Here is a 16,933-nt window from a genome sequence, read left to right on the forward strand (position 1 = left end):
CACCCCTGATGAATTTAATAGGCGGAGGGAGCAAATATTGAAAGGCGGATGATTTATGGCAGCACAAGCAGGCACGATAGCAACCGCGTATGTGCAGGTATTGCCGTCAACAAAGGGAATTGGCAGTAATCTTACCAAGCAGATGCAGGGCCCCAGCACAGAGGCTGGAAAGTCAGCGGGGAAAAGCCTGGGATCTGCAATCAAGGGAGCAATTGCCAAGATCGGAATCACCGCGGCAGTTGTAAAGACGTTTAAAGACACCATCTCAGAAGGCGCAAAACTGCAGCAGTCGTATATCGGAGGTCTCGATACGATTTATAAGAAATCTGCGAATTCGATGCGGGGATACGCGGATGCAGCAGCGGCCTATGGGATGTCCGCAAACGACTATGCGGAGCAGGCAGTAGGCTTTGGCGCCGCGCTAAAGCAGGCATTCGGCGGTGATGCGCAAAAGGCGGCAGAATCCGCAAATACGGCCATCAAGGATATAGCCGATAACGCCGCGAAGATGGGCACAGATGTAGGGTCCTTACAGTATGCCTATCAGGGATTCGCAAAGCAAAACTATACAATGCTCGATAACTTGAAACTGGGCTATGGCGGCACCAAAGACGAAATGGAACGCCTGCTGGCCGATGCCCAGAAAATCACCGGGGTCAAGTATGATATCAGCAATCTTGGTGACGTGTACGAAGCGATCCACGTGATACAGGGCGAGCTTGGAATTACCGATGTGGCAGCAGATGAGGCAAAAACAACGGTGTCCGGGTCATTCGACGCGATGAAAGCATCCGCAAAAGACTTGATCGGGCATCTGGCTCTGGGAGATGATATAAAGCCCCAGCTTGTGGCATTTGGAAAATCGGTAATAACCTATCTACAGAACCTTATCCCGATGATTGGAAATATCCTGAAGACAGTAGGGGAGACGGCAGCGTCTGCGGTAAAAACAGGGATTAAAAATCTTCCGGGGATCATGTCCAAGGCTGCAAACAAGCTAAACGGCTTGGCGGATCTGATCAGCGGGGTGACCGGACCACAGATCGATCAGGTGTTTTCTGATGTACAGGGAAAGGTAGGATCCTGGATAAGTGGGACGTTTGTCCCGTTCATGCAGCAGTCATTCCTCCCAGCGCTGCAGATGCTGGGAAGTGCGATCTATAAGGCGATAGGCGCGTTCTTTGTGAATATCCTTCCACAGCTGTTGAGCATGGCTACGAATGGGATCAAAAGCCTGATAAGTCAGCTATCCGGTGTGACCTCAGGGGATGTGAACACAGCCGTTACAAGCGGATTAAACTCCATCAACTCAACGGTTGGTCCGTGGATAACCGGGACGTTTTTCCCGTATGTGAAAAACACGCTACTTCCCCTTCTGGGGCAGCTTGGGCTTGCGATCCTACAGCTTCTGGGGCAGCTTGGGCTAATGCTCCTGGAGGCTCTTGGGTCACTGCTGTCTAATATCTGGAACGCCCTGACAGCTCAATTCCCGGTGCTGCAGACGATTGCGGACACGATAAAAAATATCGTTCTTACGGCTGTGAGCGTTATCAAATTGATCATCATGGGCATCGTTGCAACGATTACCACGATTGTTAATTTCGTAATAACTGCCTGGGGGACCATAAAGTCAGCGGTCACCACGGCAGCGGCTGTGGTAATGAATGTAGTCGTTACAGCCTGGAATGGGATCAGGTCCGTAACCACAATAGTCTGGACTGCAATCAGTACTGTTACATCTATCGTGTGGAACGGCATAAAAAGCGTAGTCACAACGGTGTGGAACGCTATTAAGAATGTTGCAGTTCCCGTGGCAAATGCCGTCAAATCTGGTGTAAGCGATGCCTGGACTGCAATCAAGACTGTAACAAGCACTGTCTGGAACGGGATCAAGACTGTAACAAGCACTGTCTGGAATGGGGTTAAGACTACCATAACAACGGTAGTGGGTGTCCTAAAGAGTACAGTAACAGCGGCCTGGAATGGGATCAGGTCCGTAACCACAACGGTGTGGAATGGCATTAGGAGCGCTGTGATTCCAGTGGCAAATGCTGTTAGGACCGGTGTGAGCAGTGCCTGGAACGGAATCAGGTCTGTAACAGGGACCGTCTGGAACGGCATAAAGAGCACCGTCAGCGGAGTGATTAACGGAATCAAATCCACCATATCAGGCGGGCTCAATGGAGCGCTTGGGACTGTTTCCAGTGTTCTCGGCAGCATTAAAAGTAAGTTCACATCCATCTTTGACGGATGCAGGAGCATCGTTACCGGCGCGATCAGCAAGATTAAAGGGGCTTTCAACTTCAGCTGGCACTTGCCGAAGCTGGCGCTTCCGCATATCCATGTTTCCGGAGGTGTTGCGCCGTTTGGTATCGCAGGGAAGGGATCCCTGCCACACTTCTCCGTTGAGTGGTATGCAAAGGGTGGAATCCTGAAAAGCCCGACGATTTTCGGGATGAACGGGGAGAGCCTGATGGGCGGTGGAGAAGCCGGCCCGGAAGCGGTCCTTCCTATCGAGAATCTGAGAGGCTATATCATGGACGCGATGGAAGAGCAGACATCTGTTGGGAATTATACGCAGAATATCTATATAACATCGCCTACAGCGCTTACCCCGTCCGAAGTTGCACGGCAGACAAGGAACGCGACCAGGCAGATGGCGCTCAACATGATTGGAGCATGATTGGAGCATGATATGCGCAGCAGGAACAGAGTTATCACATGCAAGCGTGGGAATATGGAGATATCCTTCGGGGAAAAACCATATTCCCCTTATTTTTTAACAAATGCAGATGGGCTATACAGCACAGAAGTGGATGTTAATGTTTCAGAGAATGCGTTTGATGACGGGGGAATTTACCAGAGTTCCCGGATCAAAAAGCGTAATATCGTACTGACAATTCAGGATCGGGGGACAGATGACCATATAGCGGTAAGAGATGCATTGCTGAATCTTTTCCTTCCGAAGCTGAAAGGACAGCTGACGATAAAAGAAAATGATGAGGACACAGGCAGTGAAAAGGTCATTGATTACTACACGGAAAAAGTAGTATCCGACGGCAAAAATTCGTCGCGGACCTTCACAATTTCTCTGATCTGTCCGGATCCGTATTTCTACGACCTATATGATAAATACGTTCAGATGGCAAACTATGCTGCGATGTTTACATTCCAGCATAACTTCATTTCTGCAGGAGAGGAATTCGGATCACGAAGTAAAACGAAAAGCAGGAATATCCAGAACAACACGGGGGCGGATGCGGTAGGGCTGACAATTGATTTTGCTATCAACGGGGCGGTAACCAATCCATCTGTCACGCGGGTAGAGAGCGGGGAAACCATCCGGATCGGAACGGATGCCATGCCGCTGTCCCTGGTATACGGTGATGTGCTGACTGTAACGACTGGAAGCGGGAATAAACATATCTATCTCTTACGCTCCGGTGTCCGGTCAGAGATCAACCAGTATTTATCTTCCGACAGTTCTTTTTTCGAGCTGCACCAGGGAGATAATACGATCGGATATGACGCGGAGAGCGGTGTAAGCAATATTGAGGTTTCTGTATCATACCGGATGAGGTATACGCATGCTTGATGATGATGTGAGAGTTTATTCACGAGACATGGACCTGATTGGTTTCGCGGCTGGAATCACATCCCTTCAGTGGCATCGCATGTACTATGAGGCAGGCAATTTTGAGATGCATGCGACACCGACGGAGGACAACGTACGGTATTTTAAGCTGGAGAACCTGATCTGGATTCCGGGTAAGCCTGAAGCAGGAGTCGTTGAAAGCGTTGATATCAAGTACAGCGCGACAGAAAGGGATCTGGTTGTAAAGGGCAGATTCCTGGAGTCGTCCTACATGGACCGGCGGCTGATCCGGCCCAGTTACATGGCGGATAACGCAAACACCGAGACTGTTATGCGAACACTGCTGACTAATGCTGTTGCAATCCCGCATGTCGTGCTGGGGCCTGTGATCGGTATCACGGATACCATATCCTTTAATGCCCAGTACAAAAACCTGCTGAACTATGAACAAAAATTGGCAAAGTCCGCAGCGGTCGGGTTCCGATTCCGTCCTGATTTCGAAAAGAAAACGATCACCTTTGAGATTTACCAGGGCGTGGACCGATCAACGGATCAGAACGACCGGCCACAGGTGATTTTTTCGGAGGATTATGGGAACCTTGAGCAGATCGAGTACAGCAGAGACACATATTCTTATAAAACTGTTTGCTATGTAGGACAGTTATCCGACGGAGTAGCTACGGATGTATGCACGGCCGGAGACGATACCCTATCAGGACTGGATCGCAGGGAAACCTGGATCGAGGTTTCAGATGTGGATAAAAGTAATCTGACGTCTGCACAGTATCAGGCTGCCATGATTCAGCACGGAAAAGATGAACTGTGGAGCAATAAATGTATCTCTTCCACTTTTGAGTCCAGTGTAAACCCGGATGGGAATTTCAAATACCTGACCGATTATGACTTGGGCGATATTGTAACGATCAGGCGGCCTGAATGGGGGATCGAGAAGGATGAACGCATTACAGAAATCAATGAGGTCTATGAAAATGGAACCTTCAAGATAGTGCCTACATTCGGGACAAAAGCCCGGATTGCATTTAAGGCGGACTAGGAGGATGAAATGACAATTACAGAAGTGAAGCCGGAATTTGTTTTTTCTACGCTGCAGAAGCTGCAGAGTGGCGATAAGCTGCTTTGTGCGGATTATAAAAAATGCGAGATGACAGACACATATGGCCTTGTGGTCGGCGAAGTTTCCCGGAGGCTGCAGCTGCCAGAGTGTAAGTTCTTCAAGGTGACGGAGGAGTGATATGAGCAATAGATACGGATTGTTCTGGAACTCTAGCAGCGGTGATCGTACATATGATGCGGACGCCTTTGCGGAGTGGCTTAAGCCATTTTTTAAGAACGGCGTTTTTGTGTCGTCCCTCCCTATCACTGCCGGCAGCGGAATGACTGTGAGCGTCGGCTCTGGCACAGCCTACATAAATGGAAAGCTCCGGACGTTCGACACCGATACCCTGCTGAACATTCCGACAGCAAATGGAAGCTATCCCAGAATCGATAACATCGTTGTTGAAAGGAACGACACGGACAGAGAGATCACACTGAAAGTTGTGCAGGGAGCATATTCCGGAACAACTGCATCAGCATCTGATCCGACACGGGCAAATGGCGTTTATCAGCTGGTTATCGCGCGGGTCGCAGTCGAAGCGGGCGCGACAGGGATTACGGCGTCAAATATCACCGATTGCAGGGCGGATACTAATTTATGCGGATACGTTGCATCGGCAATCGATAACCCAGATTTTGAGGAATGGTACAACCTGAATCAGTCGAAGTTTGAGGAATGGTTTGATAATGTTAAGGACCAGCTGTCGACAGATGCGGCGGGAAATCTTCAGAACGAGATCAACAATTTAAGCATTTGGAAGATGGACGGAGAAATGCTTATAGCTCCGACTGCTACGTGAGGAGGGATAAAAAGATGGCAACAGAAGCTAAAGGAATGCAGGTAAATCTGAACGGAACGACAACAGATGTGTTGTTTAAAGACGAAACCGCGCGGAATACACTTAGTCAGCAACAAGAGGCAATTAATAAAAATGCTACAGATATCACTGCGCTAAACAACGATTTATCAAATATATCTGGTACGGCTACGCCAGTCGGAATATTTACGAATCAATCAATATCGTACATGCGCTTCGGGAAAATTGTTGTAGTAACTGGATGGGTGAATACCGGAAGCGTGCAGGACCCGACCACTGGATACCCGGAGGGTAATCACTATACGATTGCATCCATCCCATATACTCCGCTCGGCGGAGCAGCACCATTAGCAGCATATTGTATGAATGGCGCCGCAGATGCACAAGTATGGGTTGAAGGCGGAAACATCGTGTTTAAATCGACTAAAGATCCGTTTTCTAATGCAATTTATCTATCCGGAGCGTTTATTATGGCGTGATCACAATGCCGTCCATGAACTCCATCCGGATCCGTCTGCTTTGTTAACGGAGTAGCGATGTTGAACGAAGTTATTGTTGCTGAACCAAAGCTGGTGAATCCAGTTTTTGCCGTTAAATCCAGCGGATGGATAGGGCATAGCAAAAACGACAAGGACTCCGTAATCTGGTGCTCCAACAGTGTTAGGGTCTGTCTTGTAGATGCCTGTATAGCACGCCCAGTTTGCATTGTTATCATACGTTGTAGAATCGAATGTTCGGAAAATCTCATCAGAAGTGTTCAGTTTATTTGCTAAATCGTTGTTGTTTTTATGAAATCGTTTGCCACGCCGTCCAATTTTCGTTGCCAATCTTTTTACGCATTTTTATATTGAACTCGTAGTTATAGAAAAACAGCTGCGTGATCCAGTTGCTAGCGGTAAATCCAGTACCTGGGGCTGATTCGAACACCAACAAAACGCCGTACCCGTTTACATTTGCGCTTGCATCGCTAGTCCAGTATATCCCTGTTCGGCTACACTGATTAGCGTCAGACACGTAACCGTTGTTTGCAAATGTTTCCGTAGATCCATCGATCTTTGTAGCTAAATCGTTGTTTGTTCTATTAATGCCGCTATTTAGCGGCTTTTTTCATGAAAGGATGCCACCATGGCCATATTAAAATTTGATGACAATTCTACAATCGAAAAACATGAACCGACTATTGATAACAATGCCTGGTCGCCTGCCGATTATCCACAGGGGTGGATTACAACAGCTTGATAGGAGGTAAAACCGATGGGACATTTGTTTGACAAGATTATGGATGTGCTGCAGCTAATTGTGCTGATCGGGTCGGTGCTGACGCTGGCAAAGACCGCAGTAAAGGTGGCGAAGACACCGGAGAAGTCACAGAATGACAGGATCCGTGCGCTGGAGATCCGCGTAGACAAAATCGCGGAGCGCCTGGAAGACGGAGATCGGCATTTTACTATGATTGACGATGGCACGGTCATCACACAGCAGTGTATCCTGGCCATGATGGATGCATTGATTAACGGCGATAACACGACAGAACTCAAGGCTAAACGGGATCTGATGCAGACATATCTGCTGAAGAGGGGGATTAAATGATATTACGAATGGCAGCAGCGGTGGTTACCATCGCTGTATTTTTGTACCTAATTCACAATATGGAGGATTGAAAAATGAGCGAAAAAGTGAAGTCCTATGTTATCAGGGCGGTGTGGACCGCGATCCAGGCAGCAGCTGCAGCTGCCATCGCCACGATCGGAAGTACCGCAACAATCGGCGGGGTAGACTGGAAGGTGGTGGCAAGCACGGCGGGTTTGGCTGGGGTCTTGTCCCTGCTTAAATCCGTTGCGGTCGGCACACCCGAAACAAAGGCAAGCTGAGTAGAGGGAGGGGAAGATGACCAGTACGACAGAGCAAGTTTGGGACTATCTTTTAAAGAGCGGGCTTACAGCAGCAGGGGCTGCAGGTTTGATGGGAAATCTCAAGGCTGAGTCCGGCATTATCCCGAACCGCGTCGAAATCCTATGCCTGAAGCGACTGAGGGAGCACGGCAGGACGTACTCAGATCAATCCTATACGGCAGCGGTTGATTCCGGTGCAATCACAAAATCTGAATTTCTCCATCCAATCCCGGGGAAACAGTACGGATACGGGATAGCTCAATGGACGTCGCCTAACCGGAAAGCTGGGCTGTACGATCTCGCTCAATCAAAGGGCGTCTCAATCGGAGATCTTGACACCCAACTTGAATACCTGATAAGGGAGCTGAAGACCAGCTATAAGCCAGTTTATTCTGTATTGATATCCACAAATAGCGTTCAGACAGCTTCTGATGCTGTGCTGACTCACTTCGAACAACCGGCAAATGCACAATCCATGAAGCAGGAGCGGGCGAATTACGGGTATCAGTATTTTAACCAGTTTGCATCGAAGGGAGATGATCCAGTGTCTACTGTAACTGCCGGCAAGATCCTTGATATTTACAGATCATGGATCGGATACTCCGAAGCAAATGGGAGGCATAAAAAGATTGTTGACCTATATAATTCGCACAAGCCGCTGGCGCGAGGATATGCAGTAAAATACTCGGACTCCTGGTGCGATACCTGCCTGTCCGCGGCGTTTATCAAAGCTGGCGCCGTCGGACTGATCGGCGGGACGGAGTGTGGAGTCGAAGAACACATCAAGATATTCAAGAAAGCTGGGATCTGGATCGAGGACGGGACAATTACGCCGAAACCAGGCGACATCATCGTTTATAACTGGGATCAGAAGACTCAGCCAAATGACGGATATTCCGACCATATCGGGATTGTTGAGTCTGTCTCAGGAAACATGATCACGACAATTGAAGGCAACTACAAGGATGCTGTCGGACGGCGGGTGATCCCTGTCGGGTGGGGCTACATCCGTGGATACGCGAGACCAAGGTATGCTGCGGAGACGCAGCAGGGGAATGCAAACGCTGCGGAACCGCAGAAGAAGGTGTACCATGTCCAGGCGGCGACGTTCACAGACAGGAAGTATGCGGATCGACTGGTATTGAAGCTGAAGTCCAATGGGATCGATAGCTATTTGTATCAGAAAAGCGGGTATTGGCTGGTTCAGGCAGGGGCATTCGCAAGCAAAGCAAACGCCGACGCGATGCTGAAACGGCTGAAGGATCTGGGAATCTCAGGCATGATCTGGTGAATTTCAGTTAGCAAAAAGTTAGCAATGGTTAGCACTTAGAGAGATGGGCAGACATGCAGAAACCGCATAAACACGCGGTTTTACATAGTCTGAAGTACCCAAACGATCCCGGTCTGCGGCATAGGACAGGAGTCTCTGGAGTACCGTGTTTACGGAATTCCGGAGATTTTTTTCATTTTAGAAATACGTTATAGCGGCCGTTTAGCTCCGCTAAGCCGGCCGTTGGGCAGCGTTGTATGCAACTGACTCGAAAGCGTGACAGATTCTACTCGAAAGAAATCAAGCAGCATGCTGTAAATAATTATCTTTACGGAAAAGGATCATTAATGGAGTTGACAGAACAATACGGGCTGTTCTCTAAATCTCAACGTCAGGTCTGTCTGAAGGGGTATCGTATTCATGGTGAGGTTCATTCTCGCAGAAGCAGAGGAGGCAGCTGCATGAAGAAAGTCAAAAAAACAACACAAGAGTTCAGGATTGTATTGACAGTGATAAGGATTATGATGCGACGACATTAAAATACCATTGTCCCTATCAACAAGCGCTAGACTTGGTTCAACAATATGAAAAGATGGGCTCTTTCGACTTGGAGGATCGCCATGGCGGGCGTATCGGATCAGAATCTGCCCGCATTTCGCAAGAAGAACTACGAAATAAAAAGTACCTTGTCATGAACGGTATGAAAAAAGAAGGGCAGGGAATAGATGACATCCCCTGAACATTTGCAATAAGCATAGGAGATGCTATATTGTAATCAAGGGGGTGAGCTTATGGGCATTCTGTCGAACCTGGTATTGATCCTGATCATTGCGCTGGTGTTATTCGGCGTGACATTACCGGTGTGGTACGTTTTATGGCTGGCGAATAAGACCAGGGACTGGTACAAGAAAGCGACGCCGGAAGAACGGCGAAAGATGGAAAAAGCGGTACAGATATCTGCTACCATGAAATGAATATGGTAAGATACTGATGCGACTGCTGAAAAGCAGACGCATTTTTATTGCGAAGGTGTCCTGGGATAGTAACAGAGATCGGTGTAGTGCTTGTCTCATCTTTCATTGTGATTGATAAGAAATTATCATTCTGGACAATTAATTGCGCTCGATTTATAATGTCGTTGCTTGAATAAAACTCAACATATAGACATCATAGGTATATTAATGGAGGTAACATATGGATTATGCTGCTGAATCACTTAGACTTCACAGAGAGTGGAGAGGGAAGATAGAGGTTACTCCGAGGGCAAAGGTCGACTCGAGTGAGGCTCTTTCACTTGCATATACACCAGGCGTTGCCGCTCCGTGTCTGGAGATTCAAAAACATCCTGAAGAAAGCTTCAACCTGACCAGAAGATGGAATACAGTTGCGGTCGTAACTGATGGAACAGCGGTTCTGGGCCTCGGAGATATCGGTCCGGAAGCGGGAATGCCTGTTATGGAAGGAAAGTGCGTTCTGTTCAAGGCTTTTGGGGACGTTGATGCCATACCGCTGTGCGTCAGAAGTAAGGACCCAGATGATATTGTTAAAACGGTCAGCCTCCTGGCTGGCTCCTTTGGTGGAATTAATCTTGAGGATATCAGTGCCCCAAGATGTTTTGAGATTGAGCAGCGCCTGCAGGAAGTCTGCGATATTCCTGTCTTTCATGATGATCAGCATGGGACAGCTGTTATCACACTCGCAGGTATGATGAATGCGCTGAAGCTTGTCGGAAAGAAAATCGAGGATGTTCGAATTGTCACGAGCGGAGCCGGTGCTGCGGGGATTGCAATTATCCGTCTGCTGATTGAAATGGGACTGAAAAATGTGATCATGACAGACCGGAAGGGAGCGATCTATGAGGGTCGGGAAGGTCTGAACCCAATCAAGAAGGAGATGGCAAAAATTACCAACAGGGAGCGCGTGGCGGGTTCCCTTGCGGATGTAATCAAGGGGGCAGATGTATTTATCGGTGTCTCTGCACCGGGTACACTTACAAAGGAAATGGTTGAAAGCATGGCAAAGGATCCAATCATCTTTGCATGCGCAAATCCTGTTCCGGAGATCATGCCTGATGAGGCGAAAGCTGGAGGAGCTGCTGTTGTTTCAACTGGAAGATCAGATTTTCCGAACCAGGTAAACAATGTTCTCGCGTTCCCGGGGATATTCCGCGGTGCACTTGATGTGAGAGCGACTCGCATTAATGAAGAGATGAAGATTGCAGCGGCGAAGGCCATCGCCGGCTGTGTTTCTGATGACGAATTGAATGCTGATTATATTCTTCCTCATGCATTTGATCCGCGTGTAAAGGATGCAGTTGCGAGTGCGGTCGCACAGGCTGCAAGAGAATCTGGTGTGGCAAGAGTATAACTGATCATAAACATTATTGCTTATTGGAAAAAGGGGAGCAGCAGCTGTTTTTCGGAAGGACAGATGCTGTTCCCGAATTAAAAGCTGCCTTTTCTGGAAATTGTATTGGTTGTACCTCCCAAAAAAAATAAAAAAAGGGGTTGCATTCCACGCGTCATCATGCTATAGTAAGCAAGTCGACACGATATGGTTCCTTGGTCAAGCGGCTAAGACGTCGCCCTCTCACGGCGAAAACAGGAGTTCGATTCTCCTAGGAACTATTACCCGTCATCAGGTATGATGGCGGGTTTTTCAAATCTATCCTATTCTTATGGAACCGTAGCTCAGCTGGGATGAGCGTTCGCCTCACACGCGAAAGGTCAGGAGTCCGAGCCTCCTCGGTTCCACTGTTGAAAGCCCGTATTCACGGGCTTTTTATTTTACTGTTATCCCCTCTTGTTTTGTGGTAAGATAATTGAAAATTTGGTATGTGGAGGGCTGTATGAATCTGATTGACTGGAAGAAAAGGCTTCTGACAGAGGACTTTCAGAAGAAATTGAATATGCTCTATCCGGGTAAAGCAAAAGAAAATCTGCCAAGATATGAACATCTTCTTGATCTGTTCTCCGAGACATATCCGGAGGACACAGCAGAAGACATCCACCTGTTTTCTGCACCAGGCCGAACGGAGATTGGCGGAAATCACACGGATCATGAGCATGGCAGGGTTCTGGCGGCATCGGTCGATCTTGACATGATTGGTGCGGCTGTCCCGACAAATGATGGAAAGGTTTCTATTTTATCTGAGGGCTATCCCGCCTGTACAATCGATTTGACGGATATGTCTGTCCGAAAAGAAGAGGTGAACACAACGGCTGCATTGATCAGGGGAGTTGTGAAGCGCTTTATGGATCTTTCCTGCAGCATTTCAGGCTTTCGGGCGGTCGTAACGAGCGCAGTGTTGCCTGGATCTGGGATCAGTTCATCCGCTGCGTTTGAAGTCCTGATCGGCAATATAGTCAACGGTCTGTTCTATGGTGGAAAAGCAGACCCAGTAGAGATCGCGCAGATCAGCCAGTATGCAGAGAACGTTTACTTTGGCAAGCCGTCCGGGTTGATGGATCAGACAGCTTCCTCAGTCGGGAATATTCTGACTATTGATTTTGCCGACCCGTCTAATCCGATCGTCGAGAAACTCGATGTTGATTTTGACTCCATGGGATACAGCCTTGTGATCATTAACTGCTGGGCAAGTCACGCGGATTTGACCGATGAGTACACGGCGATTCCAGTCGAGGAGCAGGAAGTAGCAGGTTTTTTCAACAAAAAGGTTTTGAATGAGGTCCCAAAGGGAGCCTTCATGGAACGGATACCGGAGCTGAGAAAAGCGTTCGGAGACAGGGCAGTCCTTCGCTCCTTTCATTTTTACGCAGACACAGAGCGGGTGCCCAGACAGGTTGAAGCTCTGAAAAAAGGTGACATGAATACATTCCTGAGGCTGGTCAATGAATCGGGCAGATCCAGCTGGATGTATCTTCAGAATATTGTTCCATGCGGAGCCAATGAGCATCAGGAGATGGCCATTGCGCTGGCACTTTGTGATGAGCTTCTTGCCGGCAGAGGGGCATTCAGAGTCCATGGCGGCGGCTTTGCAGGAACATGCCAGGCATTCGTGCCAGATGATATGATCGATTCCTTTACAGAGCGTATGAACCGTCTTCTTGGAGAGGGCAGCTGCCATGTCCTCAGTATCCGTCCGACGGGCGGCTGTGAGCTGCTTTGATTCGTAAGCATTCAGACAGCAGTAACAAGTTCCGGACAGTTGGCTGCAACCGGAAGTAAATGTCAATTTCAAATGATCAGGAGGAGAGACCATGAGAATTCTTGTTACAGGAGGAGCTGGTTTTATCGGAAGTCATACCTGCGTTGAGCTGCTGAATGCCGGGTATGAGGTGACGGTTGTAGACAACCTTTACAATGCCAGTGAAAAGGCAATCGATCGTGTCAGGGAGATTACTGGCAAGGATCTGTCATTTGTGAAGGGGGATATCCTGGACAAGCCTTGCCTGGATCAGATTTTTGAGAATCAGAAGATCGATGCGGTGATTCATTTTGCCGGACTGAAGGCGGTCGGGGAATCTGTGCATAAACCGGTGGAATATTATTCCAACAACATCACCGGAACACTGAATCTTGTCGATAGCATGAGAAGTCATGGCTGCAAAAATATCATCTTTTCTTCCAGTGCGACCGTATACGGAGACCCTGCTTTTGTTCCGATCACGGAGGAATGCCCGAAAGGAACCTGTACGAATCCATATGGGTGGACAAAGTGGATGCTTGAGCAGATCCTGATCGACGTGCAGAAGGCAGATCCGGAGTGGAATGTCATTCTGCTGCGCTACTTTAACCCGATTGGAGCACATCCATCAGGACTGATTGGCGAGGACCCGAAGGGGATTCCGAACAACCTGGTGCCTTATATTGCACAGGTGGCCATCGGCAAGCTTAAGGAGCTGTCAGTTTTCGGCGATGATTACGATACACCGGACGGGACAGGCGTAAGAGATTACATCCACGTGTGTGATCTGGCGAGAGGACATGTGAATGCAATCAGAAAATTCGCGGACAATGAAGGAGTCTCCATCTATAACCTGGGAACCGGTCATGGCTATTCCGTGCTTCAGGTGGTCAAGGCATTCAGCAAGGCGTGCGGGAAAGAGATCCCATATGTCATCAAACCGAGACGTGATGGCGATATTGCAACCTGCTATTGCGATCCTTCAAAGGCAGCAAGAGAGCTTGGATGGAAGGCAGAGTATGGAATCGAGGAGATGTGCCGCGATTCCTGGAACTGGCAGCAGAAGAACCCGAACGGTTTTGCAGACTGAGGCAGATTTATGAAATGGAAGAAATTCAGGCTGAAGACGCTGGCAACGGCTGAGGATATCGTCGCGGAGGCACTTTCAGAAGCAGGCATTGAGGGGGTGGAGATTGAAGACCATGTCCCGCTCTCCGAGAATGAGTTGAAACAGATGTTTGTCGATATCCCACTTCCTGCCGGGCAGGACGACGGGACAGCCTATCTTGATTTCTATCTGGACGAGGACGAGGATGCCGGAGGCATCCTCGCTTCTGTCAGAGAACGGTTGGAAAACCTTCGTCAATATACCCAGATCGGGGCGTGCACGATAGAAGAGGGGGAGACGGAGGATGCTGACTGGATCAACAACTGGAAGAAGTATTTTCACAAATTCAAGGTGGACGATATCCTGATTATTCCGTCCTGGGAGAAGATGGAAGATTGCGACAGTGCGGGGATGGTGCTCCATATCGATCCCGGAACTGCGTTTGGAACAGGCATGCATGAGACGACACAGCTGTGTATGCGGCAGCTGAAAAAGGTCGTGACGCCACAGACACAGCTGCTGGATGTTGGGACAGGGAGCGGCATCCTGTCAATTGTCGCATTGAAGCTGGGTGCCTGTCATGCAGTTGGAACGGACCTTGATCCCTGTGCCGTGGATGCCGTGAAGGATAATCTTTCTGCCAATGGCGTTCCGGAAAGCAGCATGGACATGGTGCTGGGCAATCTGATTGATGATCCGAAAACCCAGGCTTTGGTTGGATATGAGAAATATGATGTTGTGACCGCCAACATCCTTGCCGATGTGCTGGTTGCGCTTGCACCCCATATCGTTCCGGCGATGAGGCATGGGGGCATCCTTATTATGTCCGGCATCCTTGACGAGAGAGAGAAGGATGTGGAGAAGGCGGCCAGGAAGGCGGGGCTTCAGATTGCGGAAGTGACACATCAGAACGAGTGGGTTTGTGTGACCGCGAAGAAAGACTGAGGATATATGTACCGCTTTTTTGTCAGCCGAGAATCAATTGATGAGACGGCCGGGACCATTCGAATACTAGGTGATGATGTCGGGCATATTCATTCTGTCCTGCGAATGAAGCCCGGAGAAGAGATCCTTCTGTGTACAGGGATGGAAGGGGACCAGACAGATTATCTGTGTCGAATTGAAGGGTATTCTGACGGGGCTGTCCTCACAAAGATTGTCTCGAAGAATCAATCCCAGCAGGAACTTCCGTCAAGACTCTATTTATTTCAGGGGCTTCCCAAGGCGGATAAGCTGGAGAGTATCATTCAAAAGAGTGTGGAACTGGGCACATATAGAATTGTGCCGACTCTGATGACACGCTGTATTGTGAAGCCTGACTCGAAAAAAACTGCAAAAAAAGCAGCCAGATGGAACGCGATTGCACTTGCCGCAGCAAAACAGTCAAAAAGAGGCATCGTTCCGAAGGTGACGGAACCCGTTTCCTTTCTGGAAGCGCTGGAACTTGCCCGACCGCTGGATCATATAGTTGTTCCGTATGAGGACTCAGAGGGTATAGAGCATACCAGAGCAGTTCTAGCATCGGTGCAGCCTGGTGAGAGTTGCGGAATCTTCATCGGGCCGGAGGGTGGCTTTGACGAAAAGGAAGTCAGCATGCTGCGAGATATAGGCGGCGAAATCGTGACGCTCGGACACAGAATCCTTCGCACAGAGACGGCAGGACCTGCTGTCCTGTCCGCCCTTATGCTGCACCTTGAAGAATGAAAGAAGCGCCGGCAGAGGAGTGCCTGTTTGAACCCCTTTTGCGGTTTCAGGCTTTCTGAACGATATGGCGATGTGAAATTATGTACTGAGAAGGAGCTTATGGAAGCATATCTGGATAATTCAGCAACAACGAGGGTTTCGGAGGCGGTAAAGGACATTATCGTACAGACGATGATGGTCGACTACGGGAACCCTTCCTCCAGACATCAGAAGGGTGTCGATGCAGAAAGGTATGTCCGGCAGGCGCGGGAGCGGATTGCCGCGACACTGAAGGTGAAGGATCGGGAGATCTATTTTACTTCCGGCGGGACAGAATCCAACAACTGGGCACTGATCGGCGGGGCTTTAGCGAACAGGCGGGCCGGGAAGCATATCATTACAACAGCCGTGGAGCATGCAGCAGTCCTGCAGCCGCTTTCATTTCTTAAGGATATGGGCTTCCGGATTACCTATCTTCCGGTCGATGAGCATGGACACATCAGTCTGGATGATCTGAAGGCGCAGCTGGATCAGGATACGATCCTGGTTTCCACAATGTATGTAAACAATGAAATCGGAGCAGTGGAGCCGGTTTCTGAAATCGGAGAGCTTGTCAAGGCTTATAATGAGCAGATCCTGTTTCATGTAGATGCCATCCAGGCCTATGGGAAGTACAGGATTTTTCCGGAAAAACTTCACATCGATATGCTGTCTGTCAGCGGGCATAAGATTCACGGTCCGAAGGGCAGCGGGTTTTTGTATATTCACGAGAAGGCGAAGGTCAGACCGCTCATATATGGCGGCGGACAGCAGCGGGGGATGCGGTCCGGGACGGAAAACGTTCCTGGCTGCGCCGGTCTTGGCGTTGCGGCGATGGAGGCATACACGGATTTTGACCGGAAAGTTGATTCAATGAGAGCTTGTAAAAAACGTCTCATGGAGGGGCTTTCCAAGGTCGAGGGCGCACATATTATTTCACTGGAAGAGGAGGCGCCTCAGATTGTCAGCTGTTCCATTGAAGGGGTCCGCTCAGAGGTCTTTCTTCACGCGCTGGAGGAGAAGGGAGTCTATGTTTCGTCAGGCTCAGCCTGCTCATCGAACAAAAAGACACCTGTCAGCACTGTTCTTCAGGAGATCCATCTGAGCCCGCAGATGCAGGACTCGACGTTACGGTTCAGCTTCTGTGACACCACATCGTTTGAGGAGATCGATTATGCCCTTTCCTGCATCAGGGAGCTGTATCCTGTGCTGAAACAGTATATGCGGAGATAAGCAGGTGATGGCGGAGGGATTTGCTCCGCCGG

The 16,933-nt window shown here is 49.1% G+C and carries 16 protein-coding genes and 2 tRNA genes; all 18 read left to right on the plus strand.

The window, feature by feature from the left end; translation table 11 throughout:
- Positions 1–55 precede the first annotated feature (55 nt).
- The 18 genes from FYJ35_RS11310 to FYJ35_RS11400 all read left to right on the plus strand — a co-directional run bounded on the left by FYJ35_RS11310 (position 56) and on the right by FYJ35_RS11400 (position 16,901).
- Complete coding sequence (locus FYJ35_RS11310) at positions 56–2,683, plus strand: phage tail protein (RefSeq protein ID WP_154526612.1); 2,628 nt, start codon at positions 56–58, stop codon at positions 2,681–2,683.
- Positions 2,684–2,695: 12 nt separating this feature from the next.
- Positions 2,696–3,595, plus strand: coding sequence for a phage distal tail protein (locus tag FYJ35_RS11315; protein ID WP_154526614.1), 900 nt, complete (start codon positions 2,696–2,698; stop codon positions 3,593–3,595).
- Entirely contained in the window at positions 3,588–4,649 is a 1,062-nt protein-coding gene (locus tag FYJ35_RS11320; protein ID WP_154526616.1) for a siphovirus ReqiPepy6 Gp37-like family protein, read from the plus strand. The genes FYJ35_RS11315 and FYJ35_RS11320 overlap by 8 nt, the downstream gene beginning before the upstream one ends.
- Before the next feature lie 9 nt (positions 4,650–4,658).
- Entirely contained in the window at positions 4,659–4,847 is a 189-nt protein-coding gene (locus FYJ35_RS11325) for a hypothetical protein (protein WP_154526618.1), read from the plus strand.
- 1 nt (position 4,848) lies between these two features.
- Positions 4,849–5,511 (plus strand): hypothetical protein, encoded by a 663-nt coding sequence (locus tag FYJ35_RS11330; protein ID WP_154526620.1) that lies wholly within the window; start codon positions 4,849–4,851, stop codon positions 5,509–5,511.
- A gap of 14 nt (positions 5,512–5,525) precedes the next feature.
- Positions 5,526–6,008, plus strand: a complete 483-nt coding sequence (locus FYJ35_RS11335; RefSeq protein WP_154526622.1) for a hypothetical protein — start codon at positions 5,526–5,528, stop codon at positions 6,006–6,008.
- Between the two features lie 775 nt (positions 6,009–6,783).
- The gene (locus tag FYJ35_RS11345) at positions 6,784–7,119 is read left to right on the plus strand and encodes a hypothetical protein (RefSeq protein ID WP_154526626.1); all 336 of its coding nucleotides are present in this window, start codon (positions 6,784–6,786) and stop codon (positions 7,117–7,119) included.
- Between the two features lie 74 nt (positions 7,120–7,193).
- Positions 7,194–7,400: a holin gene (locus tag FYJ35_RS11350; protein ID WP_154526628.1), complete on the plus strand. Its 207-nt coding sequence runs from the start codon at positions 7,194–7,196 to the stop codon at positions 7,398–7,400.
- 16 nt (positions 7,401–7,416) lie between these two features.
- Positions 7,417–8,712, plus strand: coding sequence for a phage tail tip lysozyme (locus FYJ35_RS14455; RefSeq protein WP_205839819.1), 1,296 nt, complete (start codon positions 7,417–7,419; stop codon positions 8,710–8,712).
- A gap of 770 nt (positions 8,713–9,482) precedes the next feature.
- Positions 9,483–9,665 (plus strand): hypothetical protein, encoded by a 183-nt coding sequence (locus FYJ35_RS11360; RefSeq protein ID WP_154526630.1) that lies wholly within the window; start codon positions 9,483–9,485, stop codon positions 9,663–9,665.
- Positions 9,666–9,885: 220 nt separating this feature from the next.
- On the plus strand, positions 9,886–11,058 hold the full coding sequence (locus tag FYJ35_RS11365; protein WP_154526631.1) for an NAD(P)-dependent malic enzyme: 1,173 nt from the start codon (positions 9,886–9,888) through the stop codon (positions 11,056–11,058).
- Between the two features lie 188 nt (positions 11,059–11,246).
- Positions 11,247–11,318: transfer RNA gene (locus FYJ35_RS11370), tRNA-Glu, on the plus strand.
- 52 nt (positions 11,319–11,370) lie between these two features.
- Positions 11,371–11,444, plus strand: a tRNA-Val gene (locus FYJ35_RS11375).
- Positions 11,445–11,539: 95 nt separating this feature from the next.
- The gene (locus FYJ35_RS11380; protein ID WP_154526633.1) at positions 11,540–12,820 is read left to right on the plus strand and encodes a galactokinase; all 1,281 of its coding nucleotides are present in this window, start codon (positions 11,540–11,542) and stop codon (positions 12,818–12,820) included.
- 91 nt (positions 12,821–12,911) lie between these two features.
- A complete protein-coding gene (gene galE / locus FYJ35_RS11385) occupies positions 12,912–13,928 on the plus strand; it encodes a UDP-glucose 4-epimerase GalE (RefSeq protein WP_154526635.1) in 1,017 nt (338 codons plus the stop codon).
- 9 nt (positions 13,929–13,937) lie between these two features.
- Positions 13,938–14,891, plus strand: a complete 954-nt coding sequence (gene prmA / locus FYJ35_RS11390) for a 50S ribosomal protein L11 methyltransferase (RefSeq protein WP_154526637.1) — start codon at positions 13,938–13,940, stop codon at positions 14,889–14,891.
- A gap of 6 nt (positions 14,892–14,897) precedes the next feature.
- A complete protein-coding gene (locus FYJ35_RS11395) occupies positions 14,898–15,650 on the plus strand; it encodes an RsmE family RNA methyltransferase (RefSeq protein WP_154526639.1) in 753 nt (250 codons plus the stop codon).
- 99 nt (positions 15,651–15,749) lie between these two features.
- Complete coding sequence (locus FYJ35_RS11400) at positions 15,750–16,901, plus strand: cysteine desulfurase family protein (RefSeq protein ID WP_154526641.1); 1,152 nt, start codon at positions 15,750–15,752, stop codon at positions 16,899–16,901.
- The last annotated feature ends 32 nt before the right edge of the window (positions 16,902–16,933 follow it).

The sequence above is a fragment of the Porcincola intestinalis genome (assembly GCF_009696445.1).
GTDB lineage: Bacteria > Bacillota > Clostridia > Lachnospirales > Lachnospiraceae > Porcincola > Porcincola intestinalis.